Origin of the sequence: Massilia eurypsychrophila (genome assembly GCF_002760655.1) — a bacterium.
Classification (GTDB): domain Bacteria; phylum Pseudomonadota; class Gammaproteobacteria; order Burkholderiales; family Burkholderiaceae_D; genus JAFCUW01.
In genome coordinates this window covers 125,095-142,523 of sequence record NZ_PDOC01000002.1, presented here as the reverse complement: position 1 = coordinate 142,523, position 17,429 = coordinate 125,095, and the positions used below count along the sequence as shown (strand labels likewise).

Sequence of the window (17,429 nt, the reverse complement as noted above, 5' to 3'; positions counted from 1 at the left end):
ACCGCCTGACCATGACTGATTTTTCGCACGCAGCGCAATTCGATACCGGGCCGCTGTCCTGGGTGATCGGTGAGATCCGCGAGGCGCTGGGCCGGTCCCGCGCCGCGCTCGACGAGGCGGCCGCGCAGGGCGCCGATGCCCGCGCCACTTCGCTGCAGCATGCGAAAACCCATCTGCACCAGGCCCATGGCGCGCTGCAGATGGTCGACGTCGAAGGCGTCGGCCTGATGACGCAAGCGGCCGAGCAGGCACTCGAGCGCATGCGCGACGGCAGCCTCGATTGCAACGGCGCCAGTTGCGCCGCCGTGGCCGAAGGCTACCAGGCCGTCGTCGAATACCTCGACGAACTCCTTGCCGGCGCCGCGCCGCAGCCGGCGCGCCTGTTTCCGTATTACCGCGCGCTGCAGGAAGTGCTGGGCGCCGCGCGCATCCATCCGTCCGACCTGCTGTTCGTCGACCTGTCGGTCAGCGTCGCGCTGCCGCCGCACCACGCGCCGGAGGCGCCGGACTACGCGGCATGCCGCACGCGCTTCGAAAAATCGCTGCTGCCGTTCCTGAAAAGCGCCGACCCCGAAGCGCAGCGCGTCCATGCGCTGGCGCTGGTCGACGCGATCGCGCTGGTCGAACAGGCGCAGCAAGATGCGCCGGCGCGCACCTTCTGGCTGGCCATGCGCAGCTTCGCCGAACTGGTGGCCGACGGCCAGCTCTCCAGCGACCTGTATGTCAAGCAGCTGTTCGGCCTGATCAACCTGCAGATCCGCCGCCTGTCGCAAGGGCAGGGCGGCCTGCCCGAAGCGATGCTGCGCGACGCGCTGTTCTTCATCGCCGCCGCCAGCAAGCCGGGCCCGGGTGCCCAGCTGCTGCGGCGCGCCTACGGACTGGCCGGCGTGGTGCCGGCCGATTACGACAGCCGCCGCTACGGCCGCATCGATCCGCAGGCGCTGAAGGCTGCCAAGGACGCACTGGCCGAGACCAAATCCGGCTGGGACCGGGTCTCGTCGGAGACCGACGTCAAGCTCGAACAAAGTTTCAACCAGGCGCTCGCCACCTTGGCCGGCGCCAGCGACCAGCTGGGCGCGCCCGCACTGGCGCAACTGTTGCGCGAACTTGGCCGCGCCGCCAGCGACTCGATCGCGTCCGGCCGCAGCGACCAGTTCAGCATGGAGATGGCCACCGCGATGCTGTTTGTCGAGCATGGCCTCGACCAGGTGCGTCAGCTGCCCGCCGATTTCGAAGAGCACGCCGAAGTTGTCGGCGCGCGCTTGCTGGCGCTGGCCGCCGGCGAGACGCCGCCGGACGCGCCGCAGTGGCAGGGCGACCTGTCGCGCCAGATCCAGCAGGGCCAGACCGTGGCAGTGCTGGCCGGCGAAATGAAGACCGGACTGCGCCAGGTCGAGAAGGTACTTGACGATTACTACGCGGACGCCAGCCGGCGTCCGGCGCTGACGCAGATCGATCCGGTGCTGCACCAGCTGCAAGGCGCGCTGGCGATCCTCGACCAGGATCAGGCGATGCGCGCCGCCCAGCATGTCAAGGAGGCGGTGCGCGCGCTCGCCGCCGCCGAAGGCACGCCCGAACACGATGCCGGCGCGCTGCAGAACATCGCGCAGAACGTCGGTGCGCTCGGCTTCTTCATCGACATGCTGGCGCAAAATTTCGACGCCGCCAAGAACCGCTTCACCTTCGACCAGCTCGAGGGCATGTTCCGCGAAGTCCCGTTCGAGAAGATGGCCTCTGGCGACACGCCGTTCGACGTCGAGCCGGAAGCGCAGCAGGCGGCAGCGCCGGCGCCAGCCGAAGCGGCGCCGCCGGCAGCGCCGATGGCGCAAGGCGAAGCGGCGATCGAAGCCGAACTGCTGGAGATCTTCATTTCGGAAGCGCAGGAGGTGCTGGCGTTTGTCGCCTCGACGCTGCCGGCCGCGATTGCCGAACCGTCGAACCAGGAAACGCTGACGATGCTGCGGCGCTCCTTCCATACCCTCAAAGGCAGCGGCCGGATGGTCGGCCTGAACGCGTTCGCCGATGGCGGCGCAGCGATGGAAAAGGTGATGAACGCGTGGCTGTCCGAGTCGCGCGCCGCCAGCCCGGACTTGCTGGCGCTGCTGCAATTTGCCGCCGCCGACATGGCCGCCTGGGTCGACGAGCTGGCCTCGAGCGGCGCTTCTGTGCGTTCCAGCGAGGCGCTGGTCGCCGCCGCCGCGGCGGTGCAGGGCGGCGGCGCATTCGCGCTGCCTGGCGCTGCGCAGCAGCAGGAACAGCAACAACATCAGGAGCCGGAGCAGGAGCAGGAGCCGGAAGTCATCGACATGACCTTGCCCGCTGAGCCGGACGAACCGGACGAGCCGTTCGGCCTCGTCGAGCCGGCACCGGAGAGCGCGGCGGAACTGTCGGCGGCGTCCGGCCAGGTGATCGAATTTCCTGGCACGGCGCGCCACAGCGTGCCGGCCGAGGACAATATCCGCCGCTTCGGCGACCTCGAAATTCCGCTGCCGCTGTATAACATCTACCTGGCCGAAACCGATGAACTGATGCGGGTACTGACGCAGGACTTTGGCGAATGGCGCCATGAGCGGCGGCCGGTCTCGCCGGCGGCGCTGAAGGCGTCGCACACGCTGGCCGGTACCTCGGCCACGGTGGGCTTCAAGGCGTTGCGCGAAGTCGCCTACGCCCTCGAGATGGCGCTGCTGACGCTGGTCGGCTCCGCTCCCCAGCTCGACGACGCCCAGCGCGACCTGCTCGACGTCACGCTCGAAAGCTGCCGCCAGATGCTGCAGCGCTTCGCGCTTGGCGAACTGCCGCCGGCCCAGCCGGACCTGGTGGCCCAGCTGGTCGAACTGCGCGAGCAGCTCGGCACGCTGGTCGACGCGTCCGACCGGTTCGGCGACGCGCTCTACCTGGAACCAGAGGCCGGCGAGCATCGGCCGGCCGATCCCGCGATCGAAGCGGTCGACCATTTGTTCGACCCCGGCTTCGACGACAGCTTCGACGAGCCGATGCTGCTGCAGGCCGCGCCTGATGGCGCCTTGTCGATGCCGGTGGACGACGACGCCGGCGACGAGCCCGAACTGGCGCCTGAACTGATCTCCGGGAACGGGCCGGAATCCGCGCTCGAACCGCAAGCGGCGCCCGTCATCGCCGTACCGTCAGCGGCGCCCGCGCCGGTGGCCGCGCTGGACGTCATAACGGCGCCGATGGAAACGGTCTACAGCGACGATCTCGACGCCGACCTGCTGCCGGTATTTCTCGAAGAGGCGGCCGACCTGATGCCGGCCATCGGCGACGGCCTGCGCAAGTGGCAGCAAAATCCGGCCGATACCGGTCCGGCGCAGAACTTGCTGCGCATCCTGCATACCGTCAAGGGCAGCGCGCGCATGGCCGGCGCCATGCGCCTCGGCCAGCACACCCACGACATCGAGACCCAGATCGAAAACATGGTGCACGCCGGGACTTCTACCCCGGCCGCCTTTGACGATCTGCTGGCCAACTACGACCACGCACTGCTGCTGCTCGAGCAATTGCAGCAGCCGGCGCCGGCTCCCGGCGCGCCTGCGGCGGCGCCGCTGGCGAACGCCCCGGCTGCCGCTGCCGCCGGCCCCGCGCCGGCCCGTACCGCGCTGGTGCGCGTGCGCGCCGATATCCTCGATCGCTTGGTCAACCAGGCCGGCGAAGTGTCGATCACGCGCTCCAAGCTGGAGAACCAGGTCGGCACGCTGAAGTCGTCGCTGCACGACTTCTCGGACAACCTGGCGCGCTTGTCGCGCCAGCTGCGCGAGGTCGAGATGCAGGCCGAATCGCAGATCGCCTCGCGCATGTCGATTTCCAGCGAGCGCGAGTTCGACCCGCTCGAATTCGACCGCTTCACCCGGCTGCAGGAACTGACGCGCATGATGGCCGAAAGCGTCAACGACGTCGCCTCCTTCCACGAAAGCCTGAGCCGCACGGTGGACGCGGCCAGCGCCGACCTGGTGCAGCAGTCGCGCCTGACGCGCGACCTGCAGCGCGACCTGATGCGGGTGCGGATGGTGCCGTTTGCCAGCCTGTCCGAGCGCCTGTTCCGGGTCGCCCGCCAGAGCGCGAAGGAACTCGACAAGCGGGTCAACCTCGACATTCGCGGCAGCTCGGTGGAGATCGACCGCAGCGTGCTCGAACAGATGGCAGCACCCTTCGAGCACCTGCTGCGCAACGCCATCGTGCACGGCATCGAGTCGCGCAAGCGGCGCGGCGCCTGCGGCAAGGCCGAAACGGGCGAATTGCTGGTGCAGGTCAGCCAGCAGGGTAACGAAGTGGTGATCCAGTTTGCCGACGATGGCGCCGGCCTGGATCTGGCCAAGATTCGCGCCAAGGCGCGCGCGGCCGGCCTGCTCGCCGACGGCATCGACATTTCCGACCACGAGGCGTCCGACCTGATTTTCGAACCGGGATTTTCGACCGCCGACACGCTGACCGAACTGGCCGGCCGCGGCGTCGGCATGGACGTGGTGCGCTCGGAAGCGCAGGCACTGGGCGGGCGCGTGGCGATCGCCTCCGAGGCGGGCAAGGGCGCGCGCTTCACGATTCACCTGCCGCTGACCCTGGCCGTGACCCAGGTGGTGCTGACCTCCAGCGGCGGCAAGACCTACGCGCTGCCGTCGATCCTGGTCGAACAGGTGCTGCAGGTGAAGGAAGCGGCGCTGGCCGAGGCGCAGGCCGCCGGCTCGGTGCAGTTCCAGGGCCAGAAGGTCGCGCTGCACTACCTGCCTTCGCTGCTCGGCGACGCGTCGGCGCGCCCGCCGGCGCAGCGTTCGTCCCCGGTGATGATCCTCAAGAGCGGCGTCGACCGACTCGCCGTGCAGATCGACGACGTGCTGGGCAACCGTGAAGTCGTCATCAAGAATATCGGGCCGCAGCTGTCGCGCATGATCGGCATCTCGGGAGCGACCGTGCTCGGTTCCGGCGAGATCGTCCTGATCCTCAACCCGGTGGCGTTGTCGCTGCACGGGGCGCAGCAGGCGCACCAGCATGGCGTGCAGCCAGAAGCCACGCCGGAGCCGAGCGTGCCGGCCGCACGCGCCGCCGTCATCATGGTCGTCGACGATTCGCTCACCGTTCGCAAGGTCACCCAGCGCCTGCTCGAACGGGAAGGCTACCGGGTCATCCTGGCCAAGGACGGTGTCGATGCGCTCGAACACCTGCAGGAGACCATCCCCGACCTGATGCTGGTCGATATCGAGATGCCGCGCATGGATGGCTTCGACCTGACGCGCAACATCCGCGGCAACGCCAGCACCAAGGCGGTGCCGATCATCATGATCACCTCGCGCACCGCCGACAAGCACCGCAACTATGCGCTCGACCTGGGTGTGAATGCCTACTTCGGCAAGCCGTTCCAGGAAGAGATTTTGCTGGCGGCCGTCGCCGGCCTGCTCAATCGCGAGATGCCGGCCTAGTCCTGCCCCGGTGCACCCGCACCGGGTTCCACCGCTTTCGGTTCCTGCTTGACGACGGCGAAGCGCGCCAGCGTGCGGGCGCGCGCTTCGGCGTGGTCGACGATCGGCGCCGGATAGCCGGCCGGCCGCTGCGCCGCCAGCCACGGCGCGTGAATCTGCTTGTCGTTCATGCCCGCCAGTTGCGGCAGGTAGCGCCGTATGAAGCGGCCCTGCGGATCGAATTTTTCCGACTGCGTGATCGGATTGAAGATGCGGAACCACGGCTGGGCGTCGCAGCCGGTCGACGCCGCCCACTGCCAGCCGCCGTTGTTCGACGCCAGGTCGTAGTCGTTCAGCTGCAGCGCGAAATAGCGTTCGCCCCAGCGCCAGTCGATGCCCAGGTCCTTGACCAGGAACGACGCGGTCACCATGCGCAGCCGGTTGTGCTGGTAGCCGGTCTGATTCAGCTGCACCATCGCCGCGTCGACCAGCGGATAGCCGGTGCGCCCTTCGCACCAGGCGGCAAATGCTTCCTCGGCTTGCGGACCGGCTTCCCAACCGATGGCGTCGAACGCCGGCTTGAATGCCTGCGTCACCACGCGCGGATGCTGGAACAGGATCATCGCGTAGAACTCGCGCCAGATCAGCTCCGACAGCCACACTGGCGCACCGGCCCCGCCGGCGCCGGCGGCGACGAGCTGGTTGACGGTGCGTACCAGGTGGCGGATCGACACGGTGCCAAAGCGCAGGTGCACCGACAGGTAGGACGGCCCCTTGACCGCCGGGTAGTTGCGCGTGTCGTTGTAGTCGGCGATGCGGCCGATGAAATCTTCCAGCAGCGCCGCGCCGCCCGCCATGCCCGGCGTGATGCCAAGCGCGCGCAGGTTGGTCGGCTCGAAGCCGATGTCGGCGAGACTGGGCAGCGCGTGGCCGGTCGGCGCCGGCGCCAGGCGCGCCGCGTGCGGCTCGATCGGCCACGGCGCCAGGCTTTGCGGCTCTGCCGCCATGCGCTTGATCCAGGCGTTCTTGTACGGCGTGAAGACGGAGAACGGCTGGCCGGCCAGGGTCAGTACTTCATTCTTCTCGAAGATGACCTGGTCCTTGAAGCTGCGGAACTGGCGGCCGTCGCGCGCCAGTGCCGCCGCCACGCCGGCGTCGCGCGAAGTCGCCTGCGGCTCGTAGTCCTCGTTGGCGAACACCGCGTCGGCATCCAGTTCGCAGGCAAGGGCGGCGATAGTCTCCAACGCCGGTCCGCGGCGCACGATCAGGTGACCGCCAAGCTGGTGCAGTTCGGCATCGAGTTCGGCGACGCTGGCGTGGATGAATTCGACGCGGCGGTCGCGCCGCGGCAGGGGCGCCAGGATGTCGTCGTCGAAGATGAACGCGCAGTAGACGGTACGCGAGGAAAGCAGGGCGTGGTGCAGTGCCGCATGGTCGAATGCGCGCAGGTCGCGGCGGAACCAGACTAGGGTGGTGTTGGGTGTCATTCTCGTGTGCAAGGTCAAGCCGGGGTGAAATTATGCTCGCTACCATCGTATTAGATGCGCGCGGCAACATGGTTCCAATGGTGGCGTCGCCAAATCAGTGTAAACTATCGAAAAGTCCAGTTGTTATCCGGATACTAGCAGGTACGTCAAGAGAGCGAGCCGAGAGAGAGTGACGCGTATGAAGAAAAGCAAAGTCGACAAGACTCTACCGATGCCAGGCATGCCGCACGATCACAACGGCGAGCCAGGCAGCAGTAGCGCGCCTTCTTCATCGACATTCAACCTGGCGAACCATTTCCTCATCGCAATGCCTTCGATGCAGGATCCAATATTTGGCGGCACGGTGGTCTACATCTGCGAGCACAACGACAACGGCGTGCTCGGCGTGGTGATCAACAAGCCGACCGACATGACGATGGAAATCCTGTTCGAGCGGATCGACCTGAAGCTCACCGAAGGCCTGCGCACCACCGTCGTCAACGAGCCGATCATGTTCGGCGGCCCGGTGCAGGACGACCGCGGCTTCGTGCTGCACACGCCTGGCGCGCGCTATTCGTCGTCGCTGAAGGTCACCGACGAAGTGGCGTTTACCACCTCGATCGACGTGCTCGAGGCGGTCGCCGCCGGCGACGGCCCGCAGCGCATGCTCGTGTCGATCGGCTACGCCGGCTGGAGTCCGGGCCAGCTCGAAGACGAGATCTGCCGCAACGGCTGGCTCACGGTCGGCGCCGACGCCCACGTGCTGTTCGACCTGCCGATCGAAGAACGCTACAACGCCGCCATCAAACTGCTTGGCATCGACCCGATGATGCTCGCCCTCGAGGCCGGCCACGCCTGATGGTTGAATTAGTTTTCGGCTTCGACTTCGGCATCAAGCGTATCGGCATCGCAATGGGAAACTCCCTGACCGCCCAGGCGCAGCCGCTGGCGGTGGTCAAGGCCATCGACAACGCCGCCCGCTTTTCCCAGATCGGCGCCCTGATCGCCGAATGGAACCCGGCCCGCCTGATCGTCGGCGAACCGTTCCATCCCGACGGCGCCGAACACGAGATGACCTTGCGCTGCCGGCGCTTCGCCAATCAGCTGCATGGCCGCTTCAACCTGCCGGTGCAACTGGTCGACGAGCGCTACTCGTCGGCCGTGATCCCCGCCAAACGCGGCGACGTTATCGACGCCAAGGCGGCCGCCATCATTTTGCAACAATACTTCGACGACCATGCCAACATCCAATAGACAGTTCGACGCCGAGTCCCTCTACCAGGACCTGCTGCGCCAGGTGAAGGACGGCGTGGCCGGCGCGGCCGACGTCGCCATCGTCGGCATTCACTCCGGCGGCGCCTGGCTGGCCGAACGGCTCGCCGCCGACCTCGATCTGCGCGGCCGGCTCGGCTTCATCGACGTCTCGTTCTACCGCGACGACTACGCAAAAAAAGGCCTGCACCCGGACGTCAAGCCGACCCAGATCGGCTTTAACGTCGACCGCGCCACCATCGTGCTGGTCGACGATGTGCTCTACACCGGGCGCACCACGCGCGCGGCGATCAACGTGCTGTTCGACTACGGCCGCCCGGCGCGCATCCTGCTGGCGGCGCTGGCCGACCGCGCCGGGCGCGAGCTGCCGGTGGCGGCCGATTTCGTCGCCGTCCGGGTCGACGACGAAACTCCGCTCGATGCCCGGCAGTCGCTGGTCCTGCAGCGCAGCGCCGAAGGCACACTCTCGCTCACCATAGAAGACGACAATGCTTAATCCGCAACTGAACAAGAACGGCGAGCTGCAGCACCTGCTTACCATCGAAGGACTGCCGAAGTCCATCGTCAACCACATTCTCGACACGGCGTCCTCGTTCGTCGGCATCTCCGACCGCGAGGTCAAGAAGGTGCCGCTGATGCGCGGCAAAAGCGTGTTCAACCTGTTCTTCGAAAACAGCACCCGCACCCGTACCACCTTCGAGATCGCCTCCAAGCGCCTGTCGGCCGACGTCATCAACCTGAACATCTCGGCGTCGTCGGCCAGCAAGGGCGAGTCGCTGCTCGACACGATCGACAACCTGGCGGCCATGCACGCCGATATGTTCGTCGTGCGCCACGCGCAGTCGGGCGCACCCTACCTGATCGCCAAGCACCTGATCGACACGCGCCAGTCGCACGTCCACGTGGTCAACGCCGGCGACGGCCGCCACGCGCACCCGACCCAGGGCCTGCTCGACATGTACACCATCCGCCACTACAAGAAGGACTTCACCAACCTGACGGTGGCGATCGTCGGCGACATCCTGCACAGCCGGGTGGCGCGCTCGGACATTCACGCATTGACCACGCTGGGCGTGCCGGAAGTGCGCGCGATCGGCCCGCACACCTTGCTGCCGGGCGGCCTCGAACAGATGGGCGTGCGGGTGTTTACCAACATGGACGAGGGCCTGAAGGGTGTCGACGTCATCATCATGCTGCGCCTGCAAAGCGAGCGCATGACCGGCGCCTTGCTGCCGTCGGCGCAGGAATACTTCAAGAGCTACGGCCTGACGCCGGAACGCCTGGCGCTGGCCAAGCCGGACGCCATCGTCATGCATCCGGGCCCGATGAACCGCGGCGTCGAGATCGACTCGGCGGTGGCCGACGGCGCGCAGGCGGTGATCCTGCCGCAGGTGACGTTCGGCATTGCGGTCCGCATGGCGGTGATGAGCATTTTGGCGGGAACCCACGGATGAAACTACATATCAAGAACGGCCGGCTGATCGACCCGGCCAACGGCATCGACGCGCTGTGCGACCTGTATATCGACGGCGGCAAAGTGGCGGCCGTCGGCGCCGCGCCGGTCGGCTTTGCTGCCGACCGCAGCATCGACGCCGATGGCCTGGTGGTCGCGCCCGGACTGGTCGACCTGTCGGCGCGATTGCGTGAACCTGGCTACGAATACAAGGCCACGCTGGAATCGGAAATGCAGGCGGCGATGCAGGGCGGTGTGACCAGCCTGGTGTGCCCGCCCGACACCGATCCGGTGCTCGACGAGCCGGGCCTGGTCGAGATGCTCAAGCACCGCGCGCGCGGCCTGAACCAGGCCCACGTGCATCCGCTCGGCGCGCTGACGATGGGCCTCAAGGGCCAGGCGCTGACCGAGATGGCCGAACTGACCGAAGCGGGCTGCATCGGCTTCGCCCAGGCCGAGATGCCGGTCGAGGACACCAATGTGCTGCTGCGCGCGCTGCAGTACGCCAAGACGTTCGACTACACCGTCTGGCTGCGCCCGCAGGATGCGCACATCGGCCGCGGCGGCATTGCTCACAGCGGACCGCTGGCCTCGCGCCTCGGCTTGGCCGGCGTGCCGGTGATGTCCGAAACGATCGCGCTGCACACGATTTTCGAACTGGTGCGCGCCACCGGCGCCCGCGTCCACCTGTGCCGCATGTCGTCGGCGGCCGGCCTCGAGCTGGTGCGCGCGGCCAAGAAGGAAGGCCTGCCGGTCAGCTGCGACGTCGGCGCCCACCACATCCACCTGACCGACGCCGACATCGGCTTTTTCGATTCGAACGCGCGCGTCACGCCGCCGTTTCGCAGCCAGCGCGACCGCGAGGCGATCCGCGCCGGCCTGTACGACGGCGTCATCGACGCCATCTGCTCGGACCACACGCCGGTCGACGACGACGAGAAGCTGCTGCCGTTCGGCGAAGCCTCGCCCGGCGCCACCGGCCTCGAACTGCTGCTGTCGCTGGCGCTCAAATGGGCCGACGACTACGCCAGCTCGCAGCAGGGCGGCGCCAATGCGCTGTCGCGCGCGGTGGCCAAAGTAACCGCCGATCCCGCGCGCGTGGCGGGCCTCCCGGCCGGCCAGCTGGGCGTCGGCGCGCCGGCCGACATCGTGCTGTTCGATCCGGCCGCGCGCTGGACGGTCGATGCGAAGGCGCTGGCCAGCCAGGGCAAGCACACGCCGTTCGTCGGCTACGAGCTGCAGGGGCAGGTGATGACGACCATCGTCGCCGGCCGCGTCGCTTACCAGCGCAAACTGGCAAACCAGCGCTAAACACCACAGTTGCGGGCGGCGCGCGGCGGTTTTATTCGCGCGCCGCCGCGCATGACGGTAGAATCCTCGCTGCTGCGCAGCGCGATGACTGCACCAGCTGTTCCCATTGGTGCCATTTGAAACTCAAGCCTGCCGTTCGCCTGTTCCGCATTTTTCTCCACCTGACCGAGGGCCTGGCCGTTTGCGCTCTGGTGTTCCCCTGGGTCGGCAGCGCGCGCCGGCAAGCGCGCATCCGCGTCTGGTCGCGCCGCCTGCTTGCTATTTGCGGCGTCAGCCTGGAGCAGCAAGGCGCCGCGCTCGAGCATGCGCTGGTGGTGGCCAACCACGTCTCCTGGCTCGACATCTTCGTCATCAACTCGCTGTATCCCTGCCGCTTCGTCGCCAAGTCCGAGATCCGCGCCTGGCCGGTGCTCGGCTGGCTGGTGGCGCAGGCCGGCACCGTGTTCATCGCGCGCGGCAGCCGGCGCGACCTGCGCCATACCTTCAAGGGTATCGTCGCCAGTCTTGGCCTGGGCGAGCGGGTAGCGTTTTTCCCCGAAGGGACCACCGCCTTGCAGGGCGCCTTGCTGCCGTTTCACGCCAACCTGTTCGAAGCGGCGATCGACGCCGGCGTGATGGTGCAGCCGTACGCGCTCGAATACCTCGACGCCGGCGGCGCGCTGCATCCATCGGTCGAGTTCATCGGCGACATGACCTTCGCCCAAAGCATCATGGCGATTCTGTCGGGCAGCGCCGTGCGCGCGCGCCTGGTGTGCCTGGCGCCGTTCGACGCCAGCGGCGCCCATCGGCGCGAGCTGGCCGCCGGCGCGCAACAGGCCATCGCCGGGGCGCTGGCCTAGGTTTTCTGCTTGCCGCTGTGCGGCTTGTACTCGGGGCAGTCCACCTGCAGCAGCGAACGATCGTCCAGGCACACGGCGGACAGTTTGCCGCCCCACACGCAGCCGCTGTCGAGCCCCACCACGTCGTCACGCAACAGCAATCCCATCGCCGACCAGTGGCCGAACACCACCGTCACTTCGCCGCGGGTGCGCCGGTCCGGCAGGTCGAACCAGGGTAGCAGGCCGGATCCTTCCGGTGCGCCGCCGCTGTCCTTGATACCGAACTCCATCGTGCCATCGCTCTGGCAGAAGCGCATGCGCGTCAGTGTATTGACGATGCAGCGCAGGCGCGCGGCGCCGGTCAGGCTGTCGTCCCAGCGGTTTGGTGCGTTGCCGTACATCTGGCCGAGGAAGGCGATCCAGTCCGGTCCGCGCAGTACCGCCGCCACTTCGGCGGCCAGCTCGATGGTGCGCGCCGAGCTCCATTGCGGACAGACGCCGGCGTGCACCAGCAGGTGGCCGCCGGCCAGCAGCGCCAGCGGACGCCGGCGCAGCCACTCGACCAGGCGTTCGCGGTCGGGCGCGGCGAGGATCTCGTCGAGGGTGTCCGATTTCGACAGCGCCTGGGCGCCGCAGGCGACCGCCAGCAGGTGCAGGTCGTGGTTGCCGAGCACCGCCTCGATCCGCCCGCCGCTCGCCTCGCACAGCGCCATCACTCGGCGCAGCGCCTCCAGCGAGGCCGGCCCGCGGTTGACCAGGTCGCCGACGAAGACGACGCCGGCGTCAAAGCCGGCGTCGTCGGCAATTCGGTTGAGCAGCACCTGGGCTTCGTGGGCGCAGCCCTGCAGGTCGCCGATGGCGTAGGTTTTCATGGCGTTGGCGATTTTAATGGCGGTCGGGCCGCAAGTTTCACATAGAATTACGGTTTCGACCACTTTTGGCGACTTCGACGCCAGGTCACGATCTGCCGCAGGCTCTACAGGAAGAGGTATTGAGATGAAAGTGACGCCCACCGCCATACCCGAAGTGCTGGTATTCGAGCCGCAGGTGTACGGCGACGACCGCGGCTTCTTCTTTGAAAGCTTCAATGCCCGCCGGTTCCATGAACTGACGGGGCAGCGCGTCAATTTTATCCAGGATAACCACACCCGTTCGGCCCGCAACGTGTTGCGCGGCCTGCATTACCAGATCGACCAGCCGCAGGGCAAGCTGGTGCGCGTGATCGCCGGCGCCGTGTTCGACGTCGTCGTCGACCTGCGCGCGCAATCGCCGTTTTTCGGCCGCTGGGTCGGGGTCGAGCTGTCGGCCGAGAACCGCCGCCAGGTCTGGGTGCCGCCGGGATTCGCGCACGGCTTCGTCGTCACCAGCGACAGCGCCGAGTGCCTGTACAAGACCACCGATTACTGGGCGCCCGAGCATGAACGCTCGATCCTGTGGAGCGATGCCGCGCTGGCGATCGACTGGCCCATCAGCGGCGCGCCGATCGTCTCGGCCAAGGACAGCGCCGGCTGCCTGCTGGCCGACGCCGACGTGTTCCGATGAAAATCCTGCTGACCGGCGCCAGCGGCCAGGTCGGTTACCAGCTCGAGCGCAGCCTGCAGGCTCTGGGCGAGGTGGTCGCCGTCACGCGCGCGCAGATGGATCTGTCGGACCTCGGCCAGGTGCGTGACGTCATGCGCACGCTGCGCCCGGGAATGGTCGTCAATGCCGCCGGCTACACCGCGGTCGACCGCGCCGAGCGCGAGCCGGCGCTGGCGTTTCGCATCAACGCCGAGGCGCCCGGGCTGCTGGCGCGCGAGGCAGCCGCGCTCGGCGCGCCGATGGTGCATTATTCGACCGACTACGTATTCGACGGCCACAAGTCGGGCGCCTACGTCGAGACCGACGCGGCCAATCCGCTGAATGTGTATGGACAGAGCAAGCTTGCCGGCGAGCAGGCCGTCGCGGCCGGCGGCGGCGCCCACCTGATTCTGCGCACCAGCTGGGTCTACGGCACCCGCGGCGACAATTTCCTGACGACGATGCTGCGCCTTGCCGCCGAAGGCGCCGCGCTGCGCGTCGTCAGCGACCAGGCCGGTGCGCCGACCTGGAGCCGCAGCGTCGCCGACACCACCGCGCTGATGCTGGCGCAGGCGCAGGCTGGCGGGCCCGGCTGGTGGCAACAGCACGGCGGCATCTATCACGTCGCCAGCGCGGGGCAGACCAGCTGGCACGGCTTTGCCGAGGCAATCGTGGCAGAGGCGGGCATCGATTGCACGGTGGCGCCGATTACCAGCGACCAGTGGCCGGCGACGGCGACCCGCCCGCGCAATTCGGTAATGCACTGCGGACGCCTCACGCAGCGCTTTTGCCGGCTACCCGATTGGCGTGAAGCGTTGCGGCTGTGCCTGGGATAATGGCGCCGAATGTGCGCCTGCAGCGGGCCCCCGCCGTTGCAATGCCCGCCTCGCGAAAATCCCGACTTACCGCAAATTGCCCAGGCGAGGCGCCCTTACACTGAATTACTTGCTTAAACGGGCACTCGTAATCCGGTACAATCGCGCATTGCCGATTTCAGCAGCGACCCTCAACGTTTCCGGTCGGGACAGCAATCCGACCGCGTCTTTGCCTATATTGATTAATTAATGTTTTCTTTCCTCGTGAGCTTTGTTTGTTCGGCTCTGCTGACTTTGCTGGTAATCAAGCACGTCAGTTTGCATGGCCGCGCGCTCGATGCCGATTTCGATGCGGTGCAACGGGTCCACGCGCATAGCGTGGCGCGGATTGGCGGCCTGCCGATTTTCGTCGCGGTGGTGATCAGCGCGCTCATTTCGATCTGGCGGGTGCCGGCGATGGGCCCGTCCATGTTAACGCTGCTGGGCTGCGCGTCGATCGCCTTTATCGGCGGGATTCTCGAAGACTATACCGGCAATGTCAGCGCCACGCGGCGCCTGATATTAACCATGCTGGCCGCGCTGCTGGGTTATTACTTGCTCGAAGCGAAAATCGACCGGATCGATCTGCCGTTCGGTTCCATTTCGCTCCAGTATGCCTGGCTGGTGCTGCCGCTGACGGTACTGGCGGTGGCCGGCATTGCCAATGCGGTCAATATTATCGACGGCTTCAATGGGCTGGCCAGCGTGGTGACGATCTGCATGCTCATTTCGCTCGCCTATGTCGCCGCCCAGGTCGGCGATATGTTCATCGTGGTGACGGCGCTGATGGTGGCCGGTGCGACTGCCGGGTTCCTGATCTGGAACTACCCGGTAGGGCTGATATTCCTCGGCGACGGCGGCGCCTACTTCCTCGGCTTCATGCTCGCCGAGCTGGCGCTGCTGCTGGTGTTGCGCAATCCGCAGGTATCGACATGGTATGCGGCGCTGCTGCTTATTTATCCCGCATTCGAGACGGTATTCTCGGCTTATCGACGCATGTTCGTGCGCGGTAAATCGCCCGCGATGCCCGACGGTATTCACCTGCACAGCCTGATATTTCGGCGCATCGTGCAATGGGCAGTGGGGCGCAAGGAAGCGCGCGCCTTGATGCGCCGGAATGCGCTGACATCGCCGTATCTGTGGCTGCTCTCGCTGATGGCGGTTATTCCGGCGACGATGTTTTGGCGGAATACCGGCGTGTTGATTTTTTTCTGTTTATTGTTTATTGTCAGCTACGTGTGGTTGTATGCGCGTATCGTTCGATTTAAGTCGCCACGCTGGCTTATCTGGCGCAAGAAGGACTAGCATTTAATCGCGGATGTAGTATATTGCGACAATTGGTGAGAATTCACTTATTCCCGGTTTAACCCACTTTTAAGGAACGATGATGGATCTGTCAAATATGTCGGTCGGCGATTTGCGTAATCTGCAAGATCAGATCAAGCAGGAAATGAAAAAGCGCGAACACCTGGAAGTGGCGAAAGCACGCGAGCAAATCCTGGCGATCGCCCAGAGTGTTGGCGTACCGTTGAAAGACCTGATGGCAGCCGGTATCCGCGCCAAGACCGGAACGGTCGCAGTGCGCTTCCGCCATCCGGACAATTCGTCGCAGCAGTGGACCGGCCGTGGCCGCCAGCCTAAATGGGTCAAGGAATGGGTCGAAGGCGGCAAATCGATCGACAAGCTGCGCGTCTAGTTCGTTTTCAGGCCGATTCCGGCCGGCCCAGGCAGTTTTCAACGTAATTGCTGCCCCGTAGCGGCAGGAACGGCGGGTACGCAATTCCCAACTACCCCGCTTGCCGCTACAATACCCTTCCATCTTCCCGACGGCGCCGCCGATCCCGTGTTTTATGGGACTGCGCGCTTTTTGCCGTTACGCCGCGTTTAATTCAAGGTAGACAATAATATGGTTGCGCTTTCAAAATCGATTTTCAAGGCCTATGACATCCGCGGCGTGATCGGCAGGACGCTCGATGCCGGCGTGGCGCACAAGATCGGCCGCGCCTTTGGCCAGGCCGTGCTGGCCAAGGGCGAGCGCTGTGTCGTGATCGGCCGCGACGGCCGCCTGTCGGGACCGGAACTGGCCGCCGCGCTGGCGCGCGGCCTGCAATCGGCCGGCGTCGACGTCATCGACCTCGGCGTGGTCGCCACCCCGATGGTCTACTACGGCACCAAGGTCACGGGCGCGCAGTCGGGCATCATGGTCACCGGCAGCCACAATCCGCCCGACTACAACGGCTTCAAGATGGTGCTGGCCGGCGAAGCGATTCACGGCGTCACCATCACCGCGCTGTACGACAGCATCCGCGAGGACAGCGGAGCCGCCGGCGAACCGGGCGCCTACAGCACCCACGACATCCGCGCCGACTACCTGCAGCGCATCATCGGCGACGTCAAGCTGGCGCGCCCGATCAAGATCGCGGTCGACTGCGGCAACGGCGTGGCCGGCGCCTTCGCCGGCGACCTGTTTCGCGGCATGGGCTGCGACGTCATCGAACTGTTCTGCGAAGTCGACGGCACGTTCCCGAATCACCACCCCGATCCGGCCCATCCCGAGAACCTGCAGGACCTGATCCGCTGCCTGCGCGATTCCGACGCCGAAATCGGCATCGCCTTCGACGGCGACGGCGACCGCCTCGGCGTCGTCACCAAGGACGGCCAGATCATCTATCCGGACCGCCAGATGATGCTGTTCGCCGCCGACGTGCTGACGCGCCACCCGGGCGCGCAGATCCTGTACGACGTCAAGTGCACGCGCCACCTGGCGCCATGGATCGCCAGGCATGGCGGCCAGCCGCTGATGTGGAAGACCGGCCACTCGCTGGTCAAGGCCAAGCTGCGCGAGACCGGCGCCCCGCTGGGCGGCGAAATGAGCGGGCATATCTTCTTCTCCGACCGCTGGTACGGTTTCGACGACGGCCTGTATTCCGGCGCCCGCCTGCTCGAACTGCTCACGCGCGAGGCCGATCCGTCGGCCGTGCTGAACGCCTTGCCGCAGTCGGTTAGCACCCCTGAGCTGCACCTGGAGCTGGCCGAAGGCGAGAACGTCGCCCTGATCGACAAGCTGCGCGCCGACCCGTTCCCGGGCAACGAGCGGATCATCACGATCGACGGCCTGCGCGTCGAATACGCCGACGGCTTCGGCCTGGCGCGTTCGTCCAACACCACGCCGGTGGTGGTGATGCGGTTCGAGGCCGAGACGCACGAATCGCTGGCTCGCATCCAGGCCGAATTCAAGCGCGCGATCGTCGCCGTGCGGCCCGACGCCGAACTGCCGTTCTGACGATTTG

General features: G+C 66.5%; 14 protein-coding genes. 12 read left to right on the top strand and 2 right to left on the bottom strand.

Annotation, left to right across the window (positions count from 1 at the left end; genetic code table 11):
• The first annotated feature begins 11 nt into the window (after positions 1 to 11).
• Complete coding sequence (locus CR105_RS03460) at positions 12 to 5,426, top strand: hybrid sensor histidine kinase/response regulator (protein WP_099787047.1); 5,415 nt, start codon at positions 12 to 14, stop codon at positions 5,424 to 5,426.
• On the opposite strand, the gene CR105_RS03455 is transcribed toward CR105_RS03460, so the two are convergent.
• Positions 5,423 to 6,892, bottom strand: a complete 1,470-nt coding sequence (locus CR105_RS03455) for a cryptochrome/photolyase family protein (protein ID WP_099787046.1) — start codon at positions 6,890 to 6,892, stop codon at positions 5,423 to 5,425. The genes CR105_RS03460 and CR105_RS03455 overlap by 4 nt on opposite strands.
• A gap of 178 nt (positions 6,893 to 7,070) precedes the next feature.
• On the opposite strand from CR105_RS03455, the gene CR105_RS03450 reads away from it, so the two are divergent.
• The 6 genes from CR105_RS03450 (at position 7,071) to CR105_RS03425 (ending at position 11,746) form a co-directional block, all read left to right on the top strand.
• Positions 7,071 to 7,730: a YqgE/AlgH family protein gene (locus CR105_RS03450; protein ID WP_099787045.1), complete on the top strand. Its 660-nt coding sequence runs from the start codon at positions 7,071 to 7,073 to the stop codon at positions 7,728 to 7,730.
• Positions 7,730 to 8,125 (top strand): Holliday junction resolvase RuvX, encoded by a 396-nt coding sequence (gene ruvX, locus CR105_RS03445; RefSeq protein ID WP_099787044.1) that lies wholly within the window; start codon positions 7,730 to 7,732, stop codon positions 8,123 to 8,125. Before CR105_RS03450 ends, ruvX begins: the two co-directional genes overlap by 1 nt.
• The gene (gene pyrR / locus CR105_RS03440; protein ID WP_099787043.1) at positions 8,109 to 8,639 is read left to right on the top strand and encodes a bifunctional pyr operon transcriptional regulator/uracil phosphoribosyltransferase PyrR; all 531 of its coding nucleotides are present in this window, start codon (positions 8,109 to 8,111) and stop codon (positions 8,637 to 8,639) included. Before ruvX ends, pyrR begins: the two co-directional genes overlap by 17 nt.
• Positions 8,632 to 9,597, top strand: a complete 966-nt coding sequence (locus CR105_RS03435; RefSeq protein WP_099787042.1) for an aspartate carbamoyltransferase catalytic subunit — start codon at positions 8,632 to 8,634, stop codon at positions 9,595 to 9,597. The genes pyrR and CR105_RS03435 overlap by 8 nt, the downstream gene beginning before the upstream one ends.
• Positions 9,594 to 10,907, top strand: coding sequence for a dihydroorotase (locus CR105_RS03430; protein ID WP_099787041.1), 1,314 nt, complete (start codon positions 9,594 to 9,596; stop codon positions 10,905 to 10,907). The genes CR105_RS03435 and CR105_RS03430 overlap by 4 nt, the downstream gene beginning before the upstream one ends.
• Before the next feature lie 116 nt (positions 10,908 to 11,023).
• Positions 11,024 to 11,746: a lysophospholipid acyltransferase family protein gene (locus CR105_RS03425; RefSeq protein WP_099787040.1), complete on the top strand. Its 723-nt coding sequence runs from the start codon at positions 11,024 to 11,026 to the stop codon at positions 11,744 to 11,746.
• On the opposite strand, the gene CR105_RS03420 is transcribed toward CR105_RS03425, so the two are convergent.
• Positions 11,743 to 12,597, bottom strand: a complete 855-nt coding sequence (locus CR105_RS03420) for a symmetrical bis(5'-nucleosyl)-tetraphosphatase (protein WP_099787039.1) — start codon at positions 12,595 to 12,597, stop codon at positions 11,743 to 11,745. The genes CR105_RS03425 and CR105_RS03420 overlap by 4 nt on opposite strands.
• 124 nt (positions 12,598 to 12,721) lie before the next feature.
• Here CR105_RS03420 and rfbC point away from each other — a divergent pair, with 124 nt between their 5' ends.
• The 5 genes from rfbC (at position 12,722) to CR105_RS03395 (ending at position 17,422) form a co-directional block, all read left to right on the top strand.
• Entirely contained in the window at positions 12,722 to 13,267 is a 546-nt protein-coding gene (gene rfbC / locus CR105_RS03415) for a dTDP-4-dehydrorhamnose 3,5-epimerase (protein WP_370660665.1), read from the top strand.
• On the top strand, positions 13,264 to 14,121 hold the full coding sequence (gene rfbD, locus CR105_RS03410; RefSeq protein WP_099787038.1) for a dTDP-4-dehydrorhamnose reductase: 858 nt from the start codon (positions 13,264 to 13,266) through the stop codon (positions 14,119 to 14,121). Before rfbC ends, rfbD begins: the two co-directional genes overlap by 4 nt.
• Positions 14,122 to 14,349: 228 nt before the next feature.
• On the top strand, positions 14,350 to 15,444 hold the full coding sequence (locus CR105_RS03405) for an MraY family glycosyltransferase (RefSeq protein ID WP_099787037.1): 1,095 nt from the start codon (positions 14,350 to 14,352) through the stop codon (positions 15,442 to 15,444).
• An 82-nt stretch (positions 15,445 to 15,526) separates the two neighbouring features.
• On the top strand, positions 15,527 to 15,835 hold the full coding sequence (locus CR105_RS03400; protein WP_099787036.1) for an H-NS histone family protein: 309 nt from the start codon (positions 15,527 to 15,529) through the stop codon (positions 15,833 to 15,835).
• Between the two features lie 210 nt (positions 15,836 to 16,045).
• The gene (locus CR105_RS03395) at positions 16,046 to 17,422 is read left to right on the top strand and encodes a phosphomannomutase/phosphoglucomutase (protein WP_099787035.1); all 1,377 of its coding nucleotides are present in this window, start codon (positions 16,046 to 16,048) and stop codon (positions 17,420 to 17,422) included.
• Positions 17,423 to 17,429: the final 7 nt, after the last annotated feature.